The 18,586-nt window shown below is 61.6% G+C and carries 15 protein-coding genes and 2 pseudogenes; 10 read left to right on the forward strand and 7 right to left on the reverse strand.

Features of this window, described 5'->3' with window-relative positions:
* Positions 1 to 201 precede the first annotated feature (201 nt).
* The 5 genes from G9X64_RS09400 to G9X64_RS09420 form a co-directional block, all read right to left on the reverse strand.
* On the reverse strand, positions 202 to 1,416 hold the full coding sequence (locus tag G9X64_RS09400; protein ID WP_171376470.1) for an MFS transporter: 1,215 nt from the start codon (positions 1,414 to 1,416) through the stop codon (positions 202 to 204).
* A 134-nt stretch (positions 1,417 to 1,550) separates the two neighbouring features.
* A complete protein-coding gene (locus G9X64_RS09405) occupies positions 1,551 to 2,033 on the reverse strand; it encodes a GNAT family N-acetyltransferase (protein WP_168315044.1) in 483 nt (160 codons plus the stop codon).
* A gap of 76 nt (positions 2,034 to 2,109) precedes the next feature.
* The gene (gene pcaF, locus G9X64_RS09410; protein WP_171376471.1) at positions 2,110 to 3,315 is read right to left on the reverse strand and encodes a 3-oxoadipyl-CoA thiolase; all 1,206 of its coding nucleotides are present in this window, start codon (positions 3,313 to 3,315) and stop codon (positions 2,110 to 2,112) included.
* 10 nt (positions 3,316 to 3,325) lie between these two features.
* Entirely contained in the window at positions 3,326 to 4,015 is a 690-nt protein-coding gene (locus G9X64_RS09415; protein ID WP_171376472.1) for a CoA transferase subunit B, read from the reverse strand.
* Positions 4,012 to 4,719 carry a 3-oxoacid CoA-transferase subunit A gene (locus G9X64_RS09420; protein WP_168312709.1) on the reverse strand — a complete coding sequence of 236 codons (708 nt, stop codon included), beginning with the start codon at positions 4,717 to 4,719 and terminating at the stop codon, positions 4,012 to 4,014. Before G9X64_RS09420 ends, G9X64_RS09415 begins: the two co-directional genes overlap by 4 nt.
* 160 nt (positions 4,720 to 4,879) lie before the next feature.
* Between G9X64_RS09420 and G9X64_RS09425 the strand changes: the two genes are divergently transcribed.
* The gene (locus G9X64_RS09425; RefSeq protein WP_171376473.1) at positions 4,880 to 5,638 is read left to right on the forward strand and encodes an IclR family transcriptional regulator; all 759 of its coding nucleotides are present in this window, start codon (positions 4,880 to 4,882) and stop codon (positions 5,636 to 5,638) included.
* Between the two features lie 103 nt (positions 5,639 to 5,741).
* Here the strand turns inward: G9X64_RS09425 and G9X64_RS09430 are convergent, their stop codons facing one another.
* Complete coding sequence (locus G9X64_RS09430) at positions 5,742 to 7,286, reverse strand: acid phosphatase (RefSeq protein WP_171376474.1); 1,545 nt, start codon at positions 7,284 to 7,286, stop codon at positions 5,742 to 5,744.
* A 199-nt stretch (positions 7,287 to 7,485) separates the two neighbouring features.
* On the opposite strand from G9X64_RS09430, the gene G9X64_RS09435 reads away from it, so the two are divergent.
* The 9 genes and pseudogenes from G9X64_RS09435 to G9X64_RS36470 all read left to right on the forward strand — a co-directional run.
* Positions 7,486 to 8,775, forward strand: coding sequence for a cytochrome-c peroxidase (locus tag G9X64_RS09435; protein ID WP_171376475.1), 1,290 nt, complete (start codon positions 7,486 to 7,488; stop codon positions 8,773 to 8,775).
* 377 nt (positions 8,776 to 9,152) lie between these two features.
* Entirely contained in the window at positions 9,153 to 10,079 is a 927-nt protein-coding gene (locus tag G9X64_RS09440) for an ArsR/SmtB family transcription factor (protein WP_171376476.1), read from the forward strand.
* Between the two features lie 210 nt (positions 10,080 to 10,289).
* On the forward strand, positions 10,290 to 11,798 hold the full coding sequence (gene arfA / locus G9X64_RS09445; RefSeq protein WP_171376477.1) for an arabinosylfuranosidase ArfA: 1,509 nt from the start codon (positions 10,290 to 10,292) through the stop codon (positions 11,796 to 11,798).
* Positions 11,799 to 11,999: 201 nt separating this feature from the next.
* Positions 12,000 to 13,904 carry an ABC transporter substrate-binding protein gene (locus G9X64_RS09450; protein ID WP_168312714.1) on the forward strand — a complete coding sequence of 635 codons (1,905 nt, stop codon included), beginning with the start codon at positions 12,000 to 12,002 and terminating at the stop codon, positions 13,902 to 13,904.
* Between the two features lie 113 nt (positions 13,905 to 14,017).
* Complete coding sequence (locus tag G9X64_RS09455; RefSeq protein ID WP_020053050.1) at positions 14,018 to 15,022, forward strand: ABC transporter permease; 1,005 nt, start codon at positions 14,018 to 14,020, stop codon at positions 15,020 to 15,022.
* A gap of 3 nt (positions 15,023 to 15,025) precedes the next feature.
* A complete protein-coding gene (locus G9X64_RS09460) occupies positions 15,026 to 15,883 on the forward strand; it encodes an ABC transporter permease (RefSeq protein WP_171376478.1) in 858 nt (285 codons plus the stop codon).
* 1 nt (position 15,884) lies between these two features.
* Complete coding sequence (locus G9X64_RS09465) at positions 15,885 to 16,874, forward strand: ABC transporter ATP-binding protein (protein WP_171376479.1); 990 nt, start codon at positions 15,885 to 15,887, stop codon at positions 16,872 to 16,874.
* A complete protein-coding gene (locus G9X64_RS09470) occupies positions 16,871 to 17,683 on the forward strand; it encodes an ABC transporter ATP-binding protein (protein ID WP_171376480.1) in 813 nt (270 codons plus the stop codon). Before G9X64_RS09465 ends, G9X64_RS09470 begins: the two co-directional genes overlap by 4 nt.
* Positions 17,684 to 18,025: 342 nt before the next feature.
* A pseudogene (locus G9X64_RS36470) lies at positions 18,026 to 18,206 on the forward strand (ATP-binding cassette domain-containing protein); the annotation flags it as partial.
* 24 nt (positions 18,207 to 18,230) lie between these two features.
* Here G9X64_RS36470 and G9X64_RS09475 read toward each other — a convergent pair.
* A pseudogene (locus tag G9X64_RS09475) lies at positions 18,231 to 18,586 on the reverse strand (Ti-type conjugative transfer relaxase TraA); the annotation flags it as partial.

Here is an 18,586-nt window from a genome sequence, read left to right on the forward strand (position 1 = left end):
CATCCAGAATGGCACACAAGTCAGCGGATGTGAATGATCGTGGTCCGGCTGGTCCTCGTCCATTTGTTACGATGGAGGCGAGTGTGCCGCCTGCGGTGTTGGCGATTTGGCGGCAAGAGTTGCGACGATGCGAAAACCTTGAGTGGGCGTCGTCACCGACGTCCACTCTCGATACTGCTCATCAGGACTGTGAGGCGCCTGTTACGGCACCATGCCGAAGGCCGGCTGTGGTTTCTGGCGGGCGAGAGGCGGAAATGCCAACGCTATTGCCGCAGCCCCCAGCCCGACCATTGCGGAGCCGATGAACAGCCAGGAATAATTGGCGAAAGTGTCGAAGATCCAGCCGCCGATCAGTGGGCCGAAGGCCATGCCGAGGCTGGAAAGCATCGTCGCTGCGCCCAAGACGGTACCAATGATGCGCTGGCCGAAATATTCCCGCGCCAGCACCGCATAAAGCGGCATCACGCCGCCATAGGCGCTACCGAAGACGATGGCGAGCGCGTAGAATTCGCCGAGCTGGCTCACGAAGAGATAGGCCACGAGCGCTGCCGCCTGCACCAGCAGGCCGGCGACCAGCACCGGCTTTACGCCGATCCTGTCGGCGAGGCTGCCATAGAGCAGTCGGCCGCCGAGGCCCGCCAGACCCTCAACGCTGTAGATGCTGACCGCCGCCATCGGTGCGATGCCGCAGATCGTCGCATAGTTCACCATGTGGAAGATTGGGCCTGAATGGGCCGCACAGCAGGCAAAGAAGGTCAGGCCGAGCACGATGAATTGCGGCGACCGGAAGACTTTCGACAGCTGCGGCCTGGCGCCTTCCGCGGCAAATCCGGTGTCGGCATCTGCGGTCTCGGCAGGCGGACGCCTGACCAGCAGCGCAGCTGGCACCAGCAGCACCCAGGAAGCAATGCCGATGATCAACATGGCCGGCCGCCAGTCATAGGCGGAGATCAGCCAGCGCGCGAAGGGCGAGATCGTCATCGGCGCGACCCCCATGCCGGCGGAGACCAGCGACACGGCAAGGCCGCGGTGCTCGTCGAACCAGGCGGTCGTCGCCGCGATCATCGGCGCGAAGAAGGCGCTGGCGGCCAGTCCAACCAAGACACCGTACGTCAGTTGGAATTGCAGCAGGGTCTCTGCCCGGCTCGCCAGCACCAGCGCCAGGCCGAGCAGCACCGAGCCTATCAGCACGACCGCGCGCGGGCCGAAGCGGTCGCTTGCCGCCCCCCAGAGGAAGCCGCCGAAGCCCATGACGATGAAATTCAGCGTCATCGCGCTCGCTATGCCGACATGCGACCAGCCGGTCGCGGTTGCGATCGGCTCCTGAAAAATCGCCAGCGAGAACATCGCGCCGATTGCCACGCATGACATCAGAGCGCCGACGGCAACGATGACCCAACGATAGGAAACTCCCATGGCTTCATAACCTCCATGCCGACAGAGTGATCGCGACGCATGCGGCAAGCATCCGCGCCCGCGATCTTAAGACGTTTGAACCGCCGCGAATTCGACAGCGCATTCACATCTTTTTTCGCCGCACGATGCGGTCGCTAAAGCGTGCGAAACATCACCAATGCGTCGACGTAACCCTGCGTCGGATGAAGGAAGACACCAGGAAGCCGGCCGACGATCTCGAAGCCGAGAGATTGCCACAGCAAAACCGCGCGTTCATTGCTGCTGACGACGAAATTGAACTGCATCGCCCGAAAGCCGCGCAAGCGGGCGTGCTCCAGGGAATGCTCATGCATCAGCCGCGCGACGCCGCGGCCGCTCGCTGCGGCGTCGGTCATGTAGCCGCAATTGCAGACATGCCGGCCACCGCCTGCCTGATTGGCCTTGATGTAATATGTGCCGAGGATGACGCCGTCCTCTTCGGCGACGAAGGTCTCGCGGTCCGCTCCCATCCAGTAGGCGAGCGCATCGGCTTCGGTCAGATCGCGATCGAGCGCATAGGTTTCGCCGGCGCGGATCGTCGGACCGATGATCCTCCAGATAGCGCTTTGATCGTTCTTGTCTGCGGGTCGGATCAGCATGCCCGATCTCTAACGAAACCGGGCGCTCCGCGCAACGGGACGGTAGCCTCCGGCAAAAGCTGGAAGCGTCGCGACCTCAGACCCTTTCAAGCGCGACCGCAATCCCCTGCCCGACGCCGATGCACATGGTCGACAGCGAGTATTGTCCGCCGGTCTCCAGAAGCTCGAGGGCCGCCGTGCCGGTGATGCGTGCGCCCGACATGCCAAGCGGATGGCCGAGTGCGATCGCGCCGCCATTGCGGTTCACCCGCGCGTCATCATCGGCAATGCCGAGCGCGCGCAGCACCGCCAGCCCCTGGCTGGCAAAGGCCTCGTTGAGTTCGATCACGTCGAACTGCTCGGCAGTCATGCCGAGCCGTGCCATCAGCTTGCGCGAGGCCGGGATCGGCCCGACACCCATCACCCTTGGCGGAACGGCGGCAGCCGCGCCGCCGAGAATACGGGCGATCGGCGTCAGGCCATATTTTCGCGCCGCCGCTTCGGAAGCGACGATCAACGCCGCCGCTCCGTCATTGACGCCGGAGGCATTGCCGGCCGTCACCGTGCCGCCTTCCTTCTTGAAAGGGGTCGCGAGTTTGGCCAGCGTTTCGATCGTCGTCGCGCGCGGATGCTCGTCCTTGTCGACGACAACAGCATCGCCCTTGCGCTGCGGGATCACCACCGGGGTGATCTCCTTCGCCAACCGTCCGTTTGCCTGGGCGGCGGCGGCCTTCGCCTGGCTTCGCACCGCGAAGGCATCCTGGTCTTCGCGGCTGACATGATAGTCTTCGGCGACATTCTCGCCGGTCTCCGGCATGGAATCGACGCCGTACTGCTTCTTCATCAGCGGGTTGACGAAGCGCCAGCCGATTGTCGTGTCGTGGATTTCGGCCGCCCGTGAAAAGGCCGTCTCGGCCTTCGGCATGACGAAGGGCGCGCGCGACATGCTCTCGACGCCGCCAGCGATCATCAGCTCGGCCTCGCCGGAACGGATGGCGCGCGCCGCCGTGATTACCGCATCCATGCCGGAGCCGCAGAGCCGGTTGATCGTCGTGCCGGGAACCGCGATCGGCAGGCCGGCCAGCAGGGCCGACATGCGCGCGACATTGCGGTTGTCTTCACCCGCCTGGTTGGCGCAGCCGAAGATCACATCGTCGACGGCTTCCCAATCAACGGCGGCATTTCGTTCCATCAGCGCCTTCAGCGGGATCGCACCGAGATCGTCGGCCCGCACCTGGGACAGCAAGCCGGCGAAGCGGCCGATCGGCGTTCTGACATAGTCGCAGATAAAGGCTTCGGTCATGGCTTTTTCCTCAGAGTTGCGGGACGACGAGGTCGCCAACCGGCCCCTCGACGTGCAGCGGAGCACCGGTCATCGCCTGCAATTCCTCTTGCGACATCGCAGCCAGCTTCTCGCGCAGGACGAAGCGTCCCTTGACGATGTCGATGACGGCATGGCTGGTATAGACACGGGTGATGCAGGCGACGCCGGTCAGCGGGAAGGTGCATTTTTCCACCAGCTTCGGCTCGCCTTTTTTGGTGACATGCTCGGTGATGACGCAGACCTGCTTGGCGCCGTGGACAAGGTCCATGGCGCCGCCGACGGCCGGCACGCCTTTGCTGCCCACCCGCCAGTTGGCAAGGTCGCCATTCTGGGCGACCTGATAGGCGCCGAGGATCGCGACGTCGAGATGGCCGCCGCGCACCATGGCGAAGCTGTCGGCGTGATGGAAGAAGGCAGCACCCGGCTTCAGCGTCACCGCTTTCTTGCCGGCGTTGATCAGGTCCCAGTCCTCCTCGCCGGCCGCCGGCGGCTCGCCGAAATTCAGGATGCCGTTTTCCGTGTGGAAGATCGCCTGCCGGCCGGGTGGCTGATAGCGGGCGACCATTTCGGGAAAGCCGATGCCGAGGTTCACATAGGCGCCGTCGGCGATGTCCTGCGCGGCGCGCCAGGCGATCTGCGCATTGGAGAGCTTGATGTCTTCGCGAGTATCGATGGTCATACGTAGGCCACTCCGGCTCGAATGAGCTCTTCTTCCTGCTGGGGACGGGGGACGGCGACGACGCGGTCGACGAAGATGCCTGGTGTCACCACCTGCTCAGGATCGATGCCGCCGGCCGGCACGATGGATGAGACCTGGACGATCGTCTTTACCGCCGCCATGCACATCAGCGGATTGAAGTTGCGACCGGCCTTGTTGTAGGTGAGGTTGCCCTGGATGTCGCCGATCGCAGCCTTGACGATCGCGAAGTCGGCCTTCAGCCAGCGCTCCTGCACGTAATGGCGGCCATCGAATTCGGCGATGACCTTGCCGTTGGCAAGTTCGGTGCCGTAGGCCGTTGGTGTATAAAAGGCCGGGATGCCGGCCCCGCCGGCGCGGATGCGCTCGGCAAGCGTGCCCTGCGGCACCAGCTCGAGCTCGATTTCGCCGGCCAGATATTTATCCGTGAAGGCGCGCGGATCCGACGACCGCGGGAAAGAGCAGATCATCTTCCGCACCATGCCGGCATCGATCATCGCGGCGATGCCGATGCGCCCGTTGCCGGCATTGTTGTTGATCACGGTGAGGTTTTTGGAGCCCTTGTCGATCAAGGCATGGATGAGCTCGATCGGCGCGCCCGAGCCACCAAAACCACCGATCATGACGGTCGCGCCATCACCGATCTCAGAGACGGCTTCCGCCGTGCTCCCGACTGTCTTGTCCATGCGGGATCTCTCCTTGGCTTATATCGTGGGGAAACTGGTCATCCCGTTCTCCAGCGTCAGGCATAAGGCGCAGCGAGCTCGGCGGCAAGAAATTTGTGCGTTATTTGACATTTGTTCATATATCGCACAAAATTGATGGATCGATCGGAGAATCGGACTCATGCGCGAAACGGATTTCGTCAGCGGCTTTGCCCGCGGCCTGAAGGTCATCGAAGCTTTCGGCGAAACGCGGCAGCGGCTTTCGATCGCCGAGGCCTCGAAGCTGACGGAGCTCGACCGCGCCACCGTGCGGCGCTCGCTGCTGACGCTCGCCGAGCTCGGTTATGCCGATTATGACGGTAAATTCTTCACGCTGACGCCGAAGATCCTGCGGCTTGGCCACGCCTATCTCGCGGCGACGCCATTGCCGGCGTTGCTGCAGCCGCATCTCGATCATCTCTCGGAAAAGGCCGGCCAGAGCGCTTCGGCTTCGGTGCTCGACGGCACCGACATCGTCTATATCGCCCGCGCCTCGCAACGCCGCGTCATGTCGATCAACCTCACCCCCGGCAGCCGCCTGCCCGCCTATTGCGCCTCGATGGGTCGCGTGCTGCTTGCAGCCCTTGGCGAGCGCGAGGCCCGCGAGATCCTGATCCGCAGCGAGCTGAAGCAAAACACGCCGAATACGAAGACGGATCCGGACGAACTGATCGCCGAATTCCGCCGCGTGCGCGCCGAGGGTTACGCCATCATCGATCAGGAGCTGGAGATCGGCCTCTGCTCCATTGCCGTACCCATCGACAACGACCGCGGCGAAACGGTTGCGGCGATCAACATCGGCGCGCCGGCCGCTCTCGTGCCGGCCGCGGAGATGAAGGAGCGATATCTGCCGCTGCTGAAGGAAACGCAGGCCGCATTACGGCCGCTGCTGCGGCGGTGACGGTAAGCAGTTCCAGCAAAACTGCGCAGCGCTTTTGCGTCCGGAATGCGTAAAGGAAAGAGACAGAGCGGCCCCGGTCAGCGCCGGGGCCGCTCATCATCGGTCAATGCGTCAGGTCGAGCGCAGCTGTGAGGTCGCCCATCGGCGGCTGGTCGTTGTTGCGCAGCGCCTTGTCGCGGGCGATGACGCCGGGCAGCACCGGCAGATTGTAGCGCGCGGTGATGAAGCGGATGATCGACGTCGTGTCGTACTGGGTATGATCGACCATGCCGCCCTTGGCGAAGGGCGAGATGATGAAAGCCGGAATGCGGTTGCCCGGGCCCCAGCGATCGGCCTTCGGCGGCGCGACGTGATCCCAGAAACCGCCATTCTCGTCATAGGTGACGATGACGAGCATATGGCCCCATTGCGGGCTCTTTTCGAGATGGGAGACGACATCGGCAAGATGCTGGTCGCCGCTCGACACATCGGCGTAACCGCCATGTTCGTTGAGGTTGCCCTGCGGTTTGTAGAAGGAAACCGCCGGCAGCTTGCCATCGTCGATATCCCTGAGGAAGGCTTCGCCGCCAAGGCCGCCGTCTTTCAGATGCTCGGCGCGCGCCGGCGTGCCGGGCGCGAAATTGGCGAAATAGTTGAACGGCTGGTGATGGAACTGGAAGTTCGGCACCGGGGTGGCATTCTTGCCGTCCAGGACTGCCTGCCAGGCGCCGCTATACCAGGCCCAGCTGACGCCCTTCAGCGACAGGAGGTCGCCGATGGTGATTTCATGCTGTGGCGGCAGCGTCGTTGCCGCCGCCGGATCGGCATAGGCCGCATCGCCGTCCTTGGCCGGCGGATTGGCGCTTGGCTGATAGGGCGGCTGCATGGTGTTGACGGCGTAGAAATCAGGGGTCAGGTTGCCGTCGGAGACGAATTTCGGTGCGCCGTCCAGCGCCGACTTCGGGGCATTCTCCGCCACGGTCAGCGAAGTACCGTCCGCATCGACCTTGGCGATGGTGGGCTTGGCCGGGCTCTTGTCGGCGTCGGGATAATAGGGCGTGCAGGCGCAGATCAGCGCGAAGTGGTTGAGGAACGAACCGCCGAAGGCACCCTGAAAGAAGTTGTCGGCAATGACGTATTTCTTGGCGACCTGCCACATCGGCAGGATGGAGCCGTCGTAATGGCCCATGACCAGGCTGCCGGAATCGGCCCAGGCGACGAACTTGTCATTCTTGCCGCCGTCGATCTGCATCTGCTCCTGGTAGAAGCGATGCCAGAGATCGCGGGTGATGACAGAAGGCGCCTGGGCGAAGCCGTTGGGATCGTCGATCGCGAAGGAGGCGTTGGCGAGATGGGCCGACTGTGCCTCGGTGACGGCAGGCGAGACACCCTTGGCGGTAAGCCCGCCCCAGGCCGGCGGCAATTCGGACAGCGGCTGGCCGTCGCGATCGAGCTGACGGGCGCGATCGGCAGTGACGTTCGAGAGCGCATCGGCGCCGGGAACGCCACCGTAAAGATTATCGAAACTGCGGTTTTCGGCATAGATGACGACGACATTGTCGATCTTGTCGTAACCGGCGGGCGCCGCATGGGCTGCCGTCGACACCGCAACCGGCACGATGGCCGATCCGGCGAGACAGATCGAATGGAGGAGTTTCAGTCTTTTCACGTGGGTACCTCATGGCTAGGGGGGCGTTGGCTAGAGGGAGCGAAGAACGCTCGGGGGCACCTCGACGCTATTGCGGCCTTCTATCAACTTTGTGACATCAGGGGTTGCCGTGATGCCGCAGGAGGATCGCCGTCATCAATTTGTTGCAAGGAGGTTCGATCATGACGGAAACCAGCGCCAACTTATTGGAATCCTTATCATGACGACGAAGATCATCTGGCTTGTGCGCTCCGGCCTGGCCGTCGGCATGCGTGCCATGGCGCTTGCTCTTGCCATTTTTCCCCTGCGGCAAAGCAACGCGGCGACCGCCGCCGGCCTGCATCCTGGACCGATGTCGCGCACTGAGGCCTTCGCCCGGGCCGAAACGCTCGGCGCGCTCGGCCGCAAGATATTCTTCGATACCTCGCTGTCGGCCTCGGGGCTCCAGGCCTGCGCTTCCTGCCATGATCCGGCTCACGCCTTCGGCCCGGCATCGGCCATGCCGGTCGAAATGGGCGGCGAACATGGGGACCAGCCCGGCCTGCGCGCCGTTCCGACGCTGCGCTATTTGCAATCGGTGCCTGCTTTCACCGAGCATTATTACGATTCCGAAGACGAGGGCGACGAAAGTGTCGACAATGGTCCAACGGGCGGCCTGACCTGGGACGGCCGGGTCGATCACGGCGCCCATCAGGCAAAAATCCCGCTGCTCTCGCCCTTCGAGATGGGCAACAAGGATGCGGCCGAGGTGGTGGCGAAGCTGCGCAAGGCCGCCTATGCCGGCGACATCAAGGCGGCCTTCGGCGAAACGGTGTTCGACAATCCTAAGGATGCCTTTGATGCCGCCGCTGAGGCGCTCGCCACCTTCGAACAGAGCGGCCCGGATTTCTATCCCTATTCCAGCCGCTACGATGCCTTTCTCGCCGGCAAGGCGACGCTAACGGCACAGGAGCTGCACGGACGACAGCTGTTCGAGGATCCGGCCAAGGGCAACTGTTCGAGCTGTCATCTGAGCGAGCCCGCCAATGACGGCGAGCCGCCGCAATTTTCCGATTTCGGCTTCCTCGGGCTTGCCGCACCGCGCAACATGGCGATCCCAGCCAACAGCGATCCCAACTATCATGATCTCGGTCTTTGCGGCCCGCAGCGCACCGACTTTGCCGGACGCAGCGACTATTGCGGCCTGTTCCGCACCCCGACGCTGCGCAATGTCGCGCTGAAGCAGAGCTTCTTCCACAACGGCTATTTCCACTCGCTGCGCGACGTCGTCTCCTTCTATGCGACGCGCGACAGCGATCCCGGCCGCTGGTATCCAAAGAATCCAGACGGCACGGTCCGAAAATATGACGACCTGCCGCAGGTCTATTGGGACAATCTCAACCAGGATCCGCCCTTCGGCAGGAAGCCCGCCGATGCGCCCGCCCTCACCGACCCCGAGATCGACGACATCGTCGCCTTTCTCGGAACGCTGACGGATGCCGATTTGCGGCCGGAGGCGAGCGGGCATTGACCCGGGCCGGCGGAGCTGAGGACGGAAACGCGTCTCGCGACCTTGAGAATACGCAATCGACGAGGTATACGCGTCATCGATGAATGGAGGCAGCGATGGCCAGCATAACGATCAGGAATCTCGCCGATGCCATTCGCGCCCGCTTGCGATCGGTCGGAGGAATTGAGCTCGAAATTCCGCCCCGCCAGCCGATCCGGGACGCGCCGAACTTTGACGCGTAACGTTCCCGATACCAACGTCATATCGGAAGTCGGAAGGGCTTCACGTTCATTCATGGCGGCTTGAAACCGGGCCGTTATCTTACAAACCGCCGACGCATTCCCACTTGATGTATCATAATTTCCGATATACATCATTTCATCGGAAATACTGGGGGAATGATGGAACGTTCGTTTTTGACGATCGCCGCCGGCGAGAATAATGATGCGATACGCGCGCTTTCGGCACCGGCGCGGCTGGAGATGCTCAAGCTGCTTTGCGCCAAAGGGCCGATGAATATCAACGACATCGCGCGTGCTCTTTCGCTGCCTCAATCGACTGTCGCCACCGGGATCCAGATTTTGGAAGACGCCCGGCTGGTCGATTCCCAGCTGACGAAGGCCCGCAAGGGAAACCAGAAGATCTGCTCGGCGATCTACAGCGAAATTCTGATCAGCTTTGAGGAAAGTGCGGCCCAAAGGGCCAACAATATCATCGAAGTCGAGATGCCGGTCGGCCTCTACACCAGTTGCGACGTCCATGCGCCATGCGGTCTTTGCTCCACCGAGAGCGTCATCGGCCCGCTCGATGTGCCCGACTATTTTCTCGATCCACAGCGCATGCAGGCCGGGCTCGTCTGGTTCGGCAGGGGATATGTGGAATATAAATTCCCCAACAATGCCAAGGTGTTGAACAAGGATATCCGCGCCATCGAATTTTCGCTGGAGCTGTCGTCGGAAGTGCCGGGCACCAACCCGGACTGGCCTTCCGATATAACCCTCTGGGTCAATGGAATGGCGATCGGCACCTGGACGTCGCCCGGCGACTACGGCGACAAGCGCGGCGCCTTCACGCCGGCATGGTGGAAGCTCGAGGGCTCGCAATATGGGATGATGAAAACCTGGCGGATTTCCTCGCGCGGAACCTTTATCGACGGTATCGCCGCCTCGAATGTCACGCTCAGCGATCTCGCCCTTGCCCAGCACTCCTCCATCCGGCTTCGGGTCGGCATCGCCGAGAATGCCGGCCATACCGGCGGCGTGAATATTTTCGGCCGCGGCTTCGGAAATCACGGGCGTGATATCATCATGCGGCTGCACGTCTGAAAAATCTAAATCGGAAATCTTGATTTGAATATCTCGATTCTTTACAGTCTTGATCGCCGATAAAATCGCCCAAATAGCTGAAATAAAACAATTTTCCCCGGTATTCATATTAGTATGATTAAATTCGCAACTTGGTTGACAGAACGACATTCCTGATATCAAGTTAGAGGTAAGAAAACAAAATAGCTGATATATAAACGGGAGGATCCGTTGAAGACGAACGTTGTGGTTCACCGCGATTTCCGCATCGCGACCATCGATTCCAGGCTTTACAGTTCATTTCTCGAGCATCTCGGCAGGGCGATCTACGGGGGCATTTATGAGCCCGGACACCCGACGGCCGACGAGGACGGATTCCGGCGGGATGTCCTCGATCTGGTGCGTGAGCTCGACACGCCCTACTGCCGTTATCCGGGCGGCAATTTCGTTTCGGCCTATAATTGGGAAGACGGCGTCGGCCCCCGTGAGGAACGCCCGGTACGCCTCGACCTTGCCTGGCGCACCCGCGAAGCCAACCAGATCGGCGTCAATGAATTCGTCGACTGGTGCAAGAAGGCGAATACCAAGCCGATGCTTGCCGTCAATCTCGGATCACGCGGCCTGGATGCGGCCCGCAATTTCCTCGAATATTGCAATCATCCTGGCGGCACCTACTGGTCGGATCTGCGCCGCAAGCACGGCTGGTCCAATCCGCACGATGTCAAATTGTGGTGCCTCGGCAACGAGATGGATGGTCCCTGGCAGGTCGGCCACAAGTCGGCCTATGAATATGGCCGGCTGGCGGATGAGACTGCGAAGGCCATGCGCGGCTTCGACAAGTCGCTCGAGCTCGTGGTCTGCGGCTCGTCCAATTCCGACATGAAGACCTATCCCGAGTGGGAAGCGCAAGTCCTTGAGCAGTGCTATGACAGCGCCGACCACATCTCGTTGCATATGTATTTTGCCAACCGCGAGAAAAATACGCTCAACTATCTCGCCCGCGCGACGAAGCTCGACCGCTACATCACCACGATCGGCGGCGTGATCGACTACATCAAGGCGAAAAAGCGCTCGAAGAAGACGATCGGCATTTCCTTCGACGAATGGAATGTCTGGTATCATTCCAACCAGCAGGACAAGGAGATCCTGGCGCGCGACGAATGGCCGGATGCGCCGCATCTCCTGGAAGACATCTATAATTTCGAGGACGTGCTCCAGGTCGGCGGCATCTTGAACACCTTCATCCGCCGCTCCGACCGCGTGCGCATCGCCTGTATCGCGCAGCTCGTCAACGTCATCGCCCCGATCATGACCGAGGACGGCGGTGCCGCCTGGCGCCAGACCATTTATTACCCGTTCTACTACGCCTCCAGATATGGCCGTGGAACGGCGCTGCAGCTGGTCGTCGATGGCCCGACCTATGACAGCGACGAGGAGAACGACGTCCCCTATCTCGACGTATCGGCAGTCCATTCCGAGGATGGCAGGACCCTGACCTTCTTTGCCGTCAACCGCCATCCGAGCACGGCGCTCGATCTCGATGTGCGGCTGGAAGGCTTCGGAAACGCCCGGGTGGTCGAGCAGGTGGAAATGACCCACGGCGATCTGGAAGCGGTCAATACGGCTGCGCGGCCGCAGACGGTCGCCCCCGTTAATGTCGAGAGTGGAAAGATCGAGGATGGACGGTTGCGGGCGGCGCTGAAACCGTTCTCCTACAACGTCATCCGGCTGTCGGTGTGACAGCTACCGCCGGATAGCCCATTCGGGCGCCCCCGGCCTGAAGATATTCGGCTCGCTGCGAGGAGGCAGGGAGCCGGAGGGATGGTTCACCGAGGTCCTGGACCTGACTGTTCAAGTCCTGAGGCTTCTGCGAACCGACAACCGCGACGTGCCCATGCGTGCCTTTGCGGCCGTGGCATGATCGCTTCAAGGGAGGAGTTCATGCAAAAGTGGAAGAGGTTTGCATTCGGCTTCGTGCTGGCCACGTTCGGCCTGACCGCAGTGGCCGGTGCCCAAGAATACACCTCCTTGCCGCGCAAGGAGACGCTCATCGTCGAAAATCCGGAAGGGACGATCAAAAATCCCGGCTGGTTCAACATCTGGGTCAATGGCGGCGGTGGCGTATCGACCGGCCTGCAGCAGCTGACCATGGATACGCTCTGGTATATCGACCCCGAACAGGGGCTTGGCGGCGCGAGCTGGGACAATTCGCTGGCTGCCGACAAGCCGCAATATAATGCCGACTTCACCGAAATGACCGTGAAACTGCGCAAGGGGCTCTTCTGGAGCGACGGCGTCGAGTTCACGGCAGACGACGTGGTCTACACCGTCAAGACGCAGATGGATCACCCCGGCATGATCTGGAGTGCTGCCTTCTCGGTACAGGTGGCAAGCGTCGAGGCGACCGACCCCCAGACGGTGGTGTTCAAGCTGAAGAAGCCGAACTCGCGCTTCCACGCCATCTTCACCGTGCGCTGGAACGGCGCTTGGATCATGCCCAAGCATGTCTTCGAGAAAGTCGAAGATCCGCTTCGTTATGATTTCGCCAATCCCGTCTCGCTCGGCGCCTACAAGCTCAAGTCCTACGACCCCCAGGGCAAGTGGTATACCTGGGAGAAGCGCGACGACTGGCAGCGGACCTCGCTTGCCCGCTTCGGCGAGCCGGCGCCGAAATACGTGACCTATACCGATCCCGGCCCGCCGGATAAGCGGACGATCGCCCAGCTCGAGCACAATCTCGATATCATTCACGACAACACGCCGGAGGGCATGTTCACGCTGAAGGAAAAATCCAAGACGATCGAGACCTGGTTCCCGGGCTTCCCCTTCGCCCATCCGGACCCGACGCTTCCGGCGGTGATCTTCAACACCCAGAATCCGCCCTTCGACAACGCCGATGTACGCTGGGCGCTGGCCCTGCTGATCGACATCAAGGCCGTGGATATGGCGAGCTACCGCGGGGCGGCGACGCTTTCGGCGCTCGGCGTGCCGCCGACGGCGGCCACGATGAAAGACTATCAGGCGCCGATGCAGGATTGGCTGAAGAGTTTCGAGATCGATACCGGCAAGAGCAAGATCAAGCCTTATGACCCGACGGTCGGGCAACAGATCGCCGATATCCTGCGCAAGCAGCCGAAGTTCAAGGACCAGATCCCGACCGACCCGCAAGCGATCAGCGGTGCCTTCGGCTATGGCTGGTGGAAACCGGATCCGAAGGCTGCCGGCGAACTGCTGGAGAAGGCGGGCTTCAAGAAATCCGGCGGCAAATGGCTGACCCCTGATGGACAGCCCTTCAAGATCCGCATGACGGTGGAAGGCGACACACGCTCGGTCTTCACCCGCGCCGGAACGCTGATCGCGCAGCAATGGGCGGCATTCGGCATCGACGCCAAAGCCGTGCCGGCCGCGAAACTGTGGCAGACGGCGCTCCAGCCCGGCGATTTCCAGGTGGCGATCGCCTGGAGCGTCGAAACCTGGGGCGGCGATCCCGATCTGTCGTTCTTCCTCGACAGCTGGCATTCGCAGTTCGTGGCGAAGAAGGGTGACAACCAGCCGCCGCGCAACTGGCAGCGCTGGAGCAATCCGGAGCTCGACAAGATCATCGAGAGCATCCGCGGCATCAGCGCCGACGATCCCAAGGGCATGGAGCTCGGCAAGGATTATCTGAAGCTGGTCGCCCGCGAAATGCCGACGATCCCGCTGATGTCGTATAACGTCTTCACCTCGATGGATACGACCTATTGGACCGGCTATCCGACGATATCAGATCCCTATACCGATCCGGTGCCGAATTGGGCCAATTCCAGGCTGATGATGGTCAAGCTGAAGCCGGCGCAACCGAAATAGTCCTCCCAACGCCGGCGCGAGTGTTGCGCGCCGGCCCCCTAATCGACGGGCATGTGGCATGTCCGTCGATCCTTTCCACTTGATGAAGGGAACCAGAGAGGAACCACTGCCCTATGACGTCCTATCTGATCTTTGTGCTGAAGCGGTTCGGTCAGTTTCTGCTTGTCGTATTCCTTGGCGTGACCATCACATTCTTCGTCACCCACCTGACCCCGATCGATCCGGTCGAAGAAAGCATAGGCGCCATCACCCAGATGGGGCAGTCCGATCCGAATGCGATCGAGCTGATGCGCCAGTCGCTTCGCGAGCTTTACGGCATGGAGGGCTCGATCTGGCAGCAATATCTGAATTTCTGGCTGCGGCTTGCGACCGGTGATCTCGGCCCCTCGCTCTCGGCTTTCCCCACGCCCGTTTCCACCATCATCCTGCGGTCCCTGCCCTGGACCATCGGGCTGATGACGGTGTCGACGCTGATTACCTTCGTGCTCGGCAATGCGATCGGCGCGCTCGCCGGCTATTACCGCAAGGACATGGTGCTGAAGGCCGTCAGCCTCGTCTTCATCGCCTTGCTTCCGATTCCCTATTACATTCTGGCCTTCGTGCTTCTGATTGTGTTCGGCTATCTCTGGCCGGTGCTGCCGATCAATGGCGGCTACGAGATGAACGCCAATCTGGACCTCTCCTTTGCCCTCGTCTTCGATATCCTGAAACACTCGATCCTGCCGGCCTTGTCGCTGATCCTGGTCGGCGCCGGCAGCTGGCTGATCGGCATGCGCGCGCTCGTTTCCAACATCATCACCGAGGATTACGTCGTCTTCGCCGAGCTCGGCGGCGTTCCGAAGCGAAAGATCCTGCGTTCCTATATCGCCCGCAACGCCATGGTGCCGCAGTTCACCGGGCTTGCCATGTCGCTCGGCGCGATCTTCAACGGCACGGTCATTACCGAAATCGTCTTCGGCTATCCGGGCATCGGCAACCTGCTGATCGAAGCGGTGCATGCCGGTGATTACAGCCTGGTGCTCGGCCTCAGCGCATTGTCGATCGTCGGCGTCGCCGCCGCGGTGTTCATCATCGACATTCTGAGCCCGCTGATCGATCCGCGCATCAAGGTGGAATAGAGCATGTTTACGATTGTCCGCGACCTCGCGCGCCAGAATATGGAATTCCTCAGCGGCCTGCTGCTCTTTGCCGCCATCGTCGGATTGATAGTGGTGTCCTATTTCTCGCCTTACAGCGCGACCGACATCTATCTTCTGCCGCCCGATATGCCGCCGGACGGCGAATATTGGCTCGGCACGACGTCGCGCGGCCAGGACGTTTTCTGGCAGCTGACGACCGCGCTCAGAAACACCCTGTTTTTCGGCATCGGCGTCGCCTTCATTTCACGCATCATCTCGCTGGTCGTCGGCCTTGTCGCCGGTTATGCTGGCGGCGCGGTCGACCGGGTGCTGATGGCCATCAACGACAGCGTCATGGTCATCCCGCAATTTCCGCTGCTGATCCTGTTCTATTTCGTGCTGAAGGACAGCATGACCTGGACGGCGCTGATCCTCATCATGGCCTTGCTCGGCTGGTCCTACGACGCACGCCTCATCCGCTCGGTGGCGATCAGCCTGAAGACGAGATCCTTCACCACCCAGAGCGTCTATTCCGGCATGAGCATGCGCAAGATCCTCGTCGAGGAGCACCTGCCCTATGTTCTGCCGATCGTCTTTGCCACCACGATGAACAACATGATCTGGTCGATCGGCATGGAGATCACCCTGTCGGTGCTGGGCTTCACCGATATCGAGACGCCGACCATGGGCATGATGATCTATTGGGCCAATGCGCATTCGGCGCTGATATCGGGCATTTGGTGGTGGGTGGCCGCCCCCGTCGCCGTCATCGTCGTCCTCTTCCTGGCGCTCTTCCTGCTCTCCATGTCGATGAACGAATACAATGATCCGCGCAGCCGGCTGAACCGGATGGGAAATTAGTATGGATCCCTTGGTCGAAATTGAGAACCTGAAAGCCTATTACCGTGCCTTCCTCTACGGCGTCGATCGGGAGGTGCGCGCCGTCGATGATATCAGCCTGACCATTGCCCGCGGCGAGGTCTATGGCGTCGCCGGTGAATCGAGCAGCGGCAAGACCACCCTGATCAAGACCATTGCCGGCGCGATCCGGCCGCCGCTGAGGGTCGTGTCGGGAAAAGTGACATTTCATTTCGACGGCGGCAGCCAGGATATCTACGCGATGAAGCCGGAGCATCGGCTGGCGCTGCGCTGGAAGCATCTGTCCTACATCATGCAGGGCTCGATGAATGTGCTCAACCCGGTGCGCCGGATCCGGCATTCCTTCACCGATTTCGCCTTTCGCCACATGAAGGTCAGTGGCCCGGTCTTTTTGGAAAGGGTCGCCACCCATCTGCAGCGGCTGAAGCTGGATCCGCACCTGCTCGATGCCTATCCCCACGAACTGTCAGGCGGCATGCGCCAGCGCATGACCATCGCGCTGGCGACGATCCTGACGCCGGAATTCATCATCGCTGACGAACCGACGACCGCACTCGACGTCATCGTTCAGCGCGACGTGCTCTCGATGATCCGCGAAATCCAGCGCGAGATGGGCTCGTCCTTCCTGTTCGTGACCCATGACATGGGGGTTCACGCGACGGTCTCCGACCGCATCGGCATCGTCTATGCCGGGCGTCTCGTCGAGGAAGCGCCGACCCCCAAGCTCTTCAACATGCCGCTCCACCCCTATACGCAGCACCTCGTCGGCAGCCTGCCGCGCATCGGCGATGCGACGGCCCGCCCTTCGCTGGAGGGCCGTCCGCCGAACCTCGCCATGCCCCCGGAGGGCTGCCGGTTTCACCCGCGCTGTCCGAAGCGCATGGAGATCTGCTCGCAGAAGGTTCCGCCGCTCGTCACCGTCGAGCCGCAGCGGCGCGTGGCGTGTTTTGCCGTTACGGGAGATCAGGTTTGAGCGTTCTTCTTAGCCTCTCGCATGTCACGAAAGTCTACCGGCAGGGCGGCATGCTCGGCCGGCGCCTGATCACGGCGGTCAAGGATGTCAGCTTCGAACTCGGAGCGGAGCCCGAGATCCTCTCGATCGTTGGAGAATCCGGCTCGGGAAAATCGACGATCGCGGCGATGATCCTCGGCCAGACCGAACCGACGGAAGGCGAGCTTCAATTCAGCGGCAGGACCGTCGCCATCCATAGCCGATCCGAACGCAAGGCTTTCATGAAGGAGGTCCAGCCGGTTCTGCAGAACCCCTTCGAAGCCTTCAATCCGCTGAAACGTGTCGACCGTTATCTCTTCGAGACGGCCCGCAATTTTTCGTTCTCGGGAAACCGGCCGGACCGGCAGCAGGCGGAGAAGATGGCGGATGCCGCGCTCGTCCATGTTGGCCTGACCCTTGAAGAAGTGAAAGGCCGGTTTCCCCACGAATTGTCGGGCGGCCAGCTTCAGCGCGTCGCCATTGCCCGCGCGCTGATCCCGCAACCCCGCCTCCTGGTGGCCGATGAACCGGTATCGATGGTCGACGCCTCGCTGCGCATGGCCATCGTCAATCTCTTCGGCCGCCTGAAGAACGAACTCGGTCTTTCGATCGTCTACATCACCCACGACCTCGCCACCGCCTATTACATCAGCGACAACATTATCATCATGCGCAAAGGCGAGATCGTCGAGCGCGGACAGGCGCGGGCCGTGTTGGATGATCCGCAGCATCCTTATTCTCGGGCGCTGAAGGACGCGGTCCTGGCGGCCGATTTTAGCGTGGCAACGTAAGCGCAGCGGGGAAGATGCGGCAATCAAACCGCGACCGTCACTTGGCGCGAGCTCTTCGGGATGGGCGACGTGAGATACACGGCTCAATCGCTCAAGTTACCCAACGACAGCGACCGGCAGGCCAGCACCGCTCACAAGCAACCGAGTGGTCCAGCGGCGGAGGTTTGAAGAGGTGGCTGGGGAGTCGGGCGTCTTCATTGGAGCCGAACCGCTGACCCGCCTTCGCCGGACCGCCAGCTCGCGGCGTGGTGGTCAACGTCCGGAGGATCGGTTTTTCGTCCGATTCATCTTCCGTCTAATTTGAAGTCGAAGGGCGGCCAATTTGAATTTTCATGCGCACGCCTCTCGATCGTCGGAGAGTCTCGCTCGAAAATCGACTATCGCGACCATGATCCTCGGCGAGATCGCGTCAACGGAAGGCGAGCTTCAATTCAGCGGCAGGACCGTCGCCATCCATGGCAAATTAGAACACGAGGCTTTCGTAAAAGAGGTTCAGACGGTTCTGCAAAACCCCTTCGGAGCCTCGCTTGTGGGCCGAGCCGACACCCTACATCCCGAGCCCCAAGGTCCTGCCCCGCTTCAGTGAGCGCTGCAACTCCATCTGCTGCGTGAGTTCTGCACGATGACTGCGGTCGGCAAGGCGAGCAACCTGGCTGATCCGCCCGATGTCCCCAGCCTGATCGGGCCCCATTCGCTTCAGCTGATCCGCGAGATCTGAGGGATCGGCGCGACCGAAGCGCGTTTCGAGCGCGCTGACGATGTCCTTTGCCTCGGCAAGCGCTCGACGCCCCTCGGGTGTCCCCGCCAGTTGCTCGACGAACTTTGCCTTGTCCGTATAAGGCAAATCGTCGAGCCGGCGCAGCAGCGCCTCGCTCCGGCGGCTCGGCCCCAGAACCTCGACCA

It is taken from the genome of Rhizobium sophorae (assembly GCF_013087515.1).
Taxonomy (GTDB): domain Bacteria; phylum Pseudomonadota; class Alphaproteobacteria; order Rhizobiales; family Rhizobiaceae; genus Rhizobium; species Rhizobium sophorae.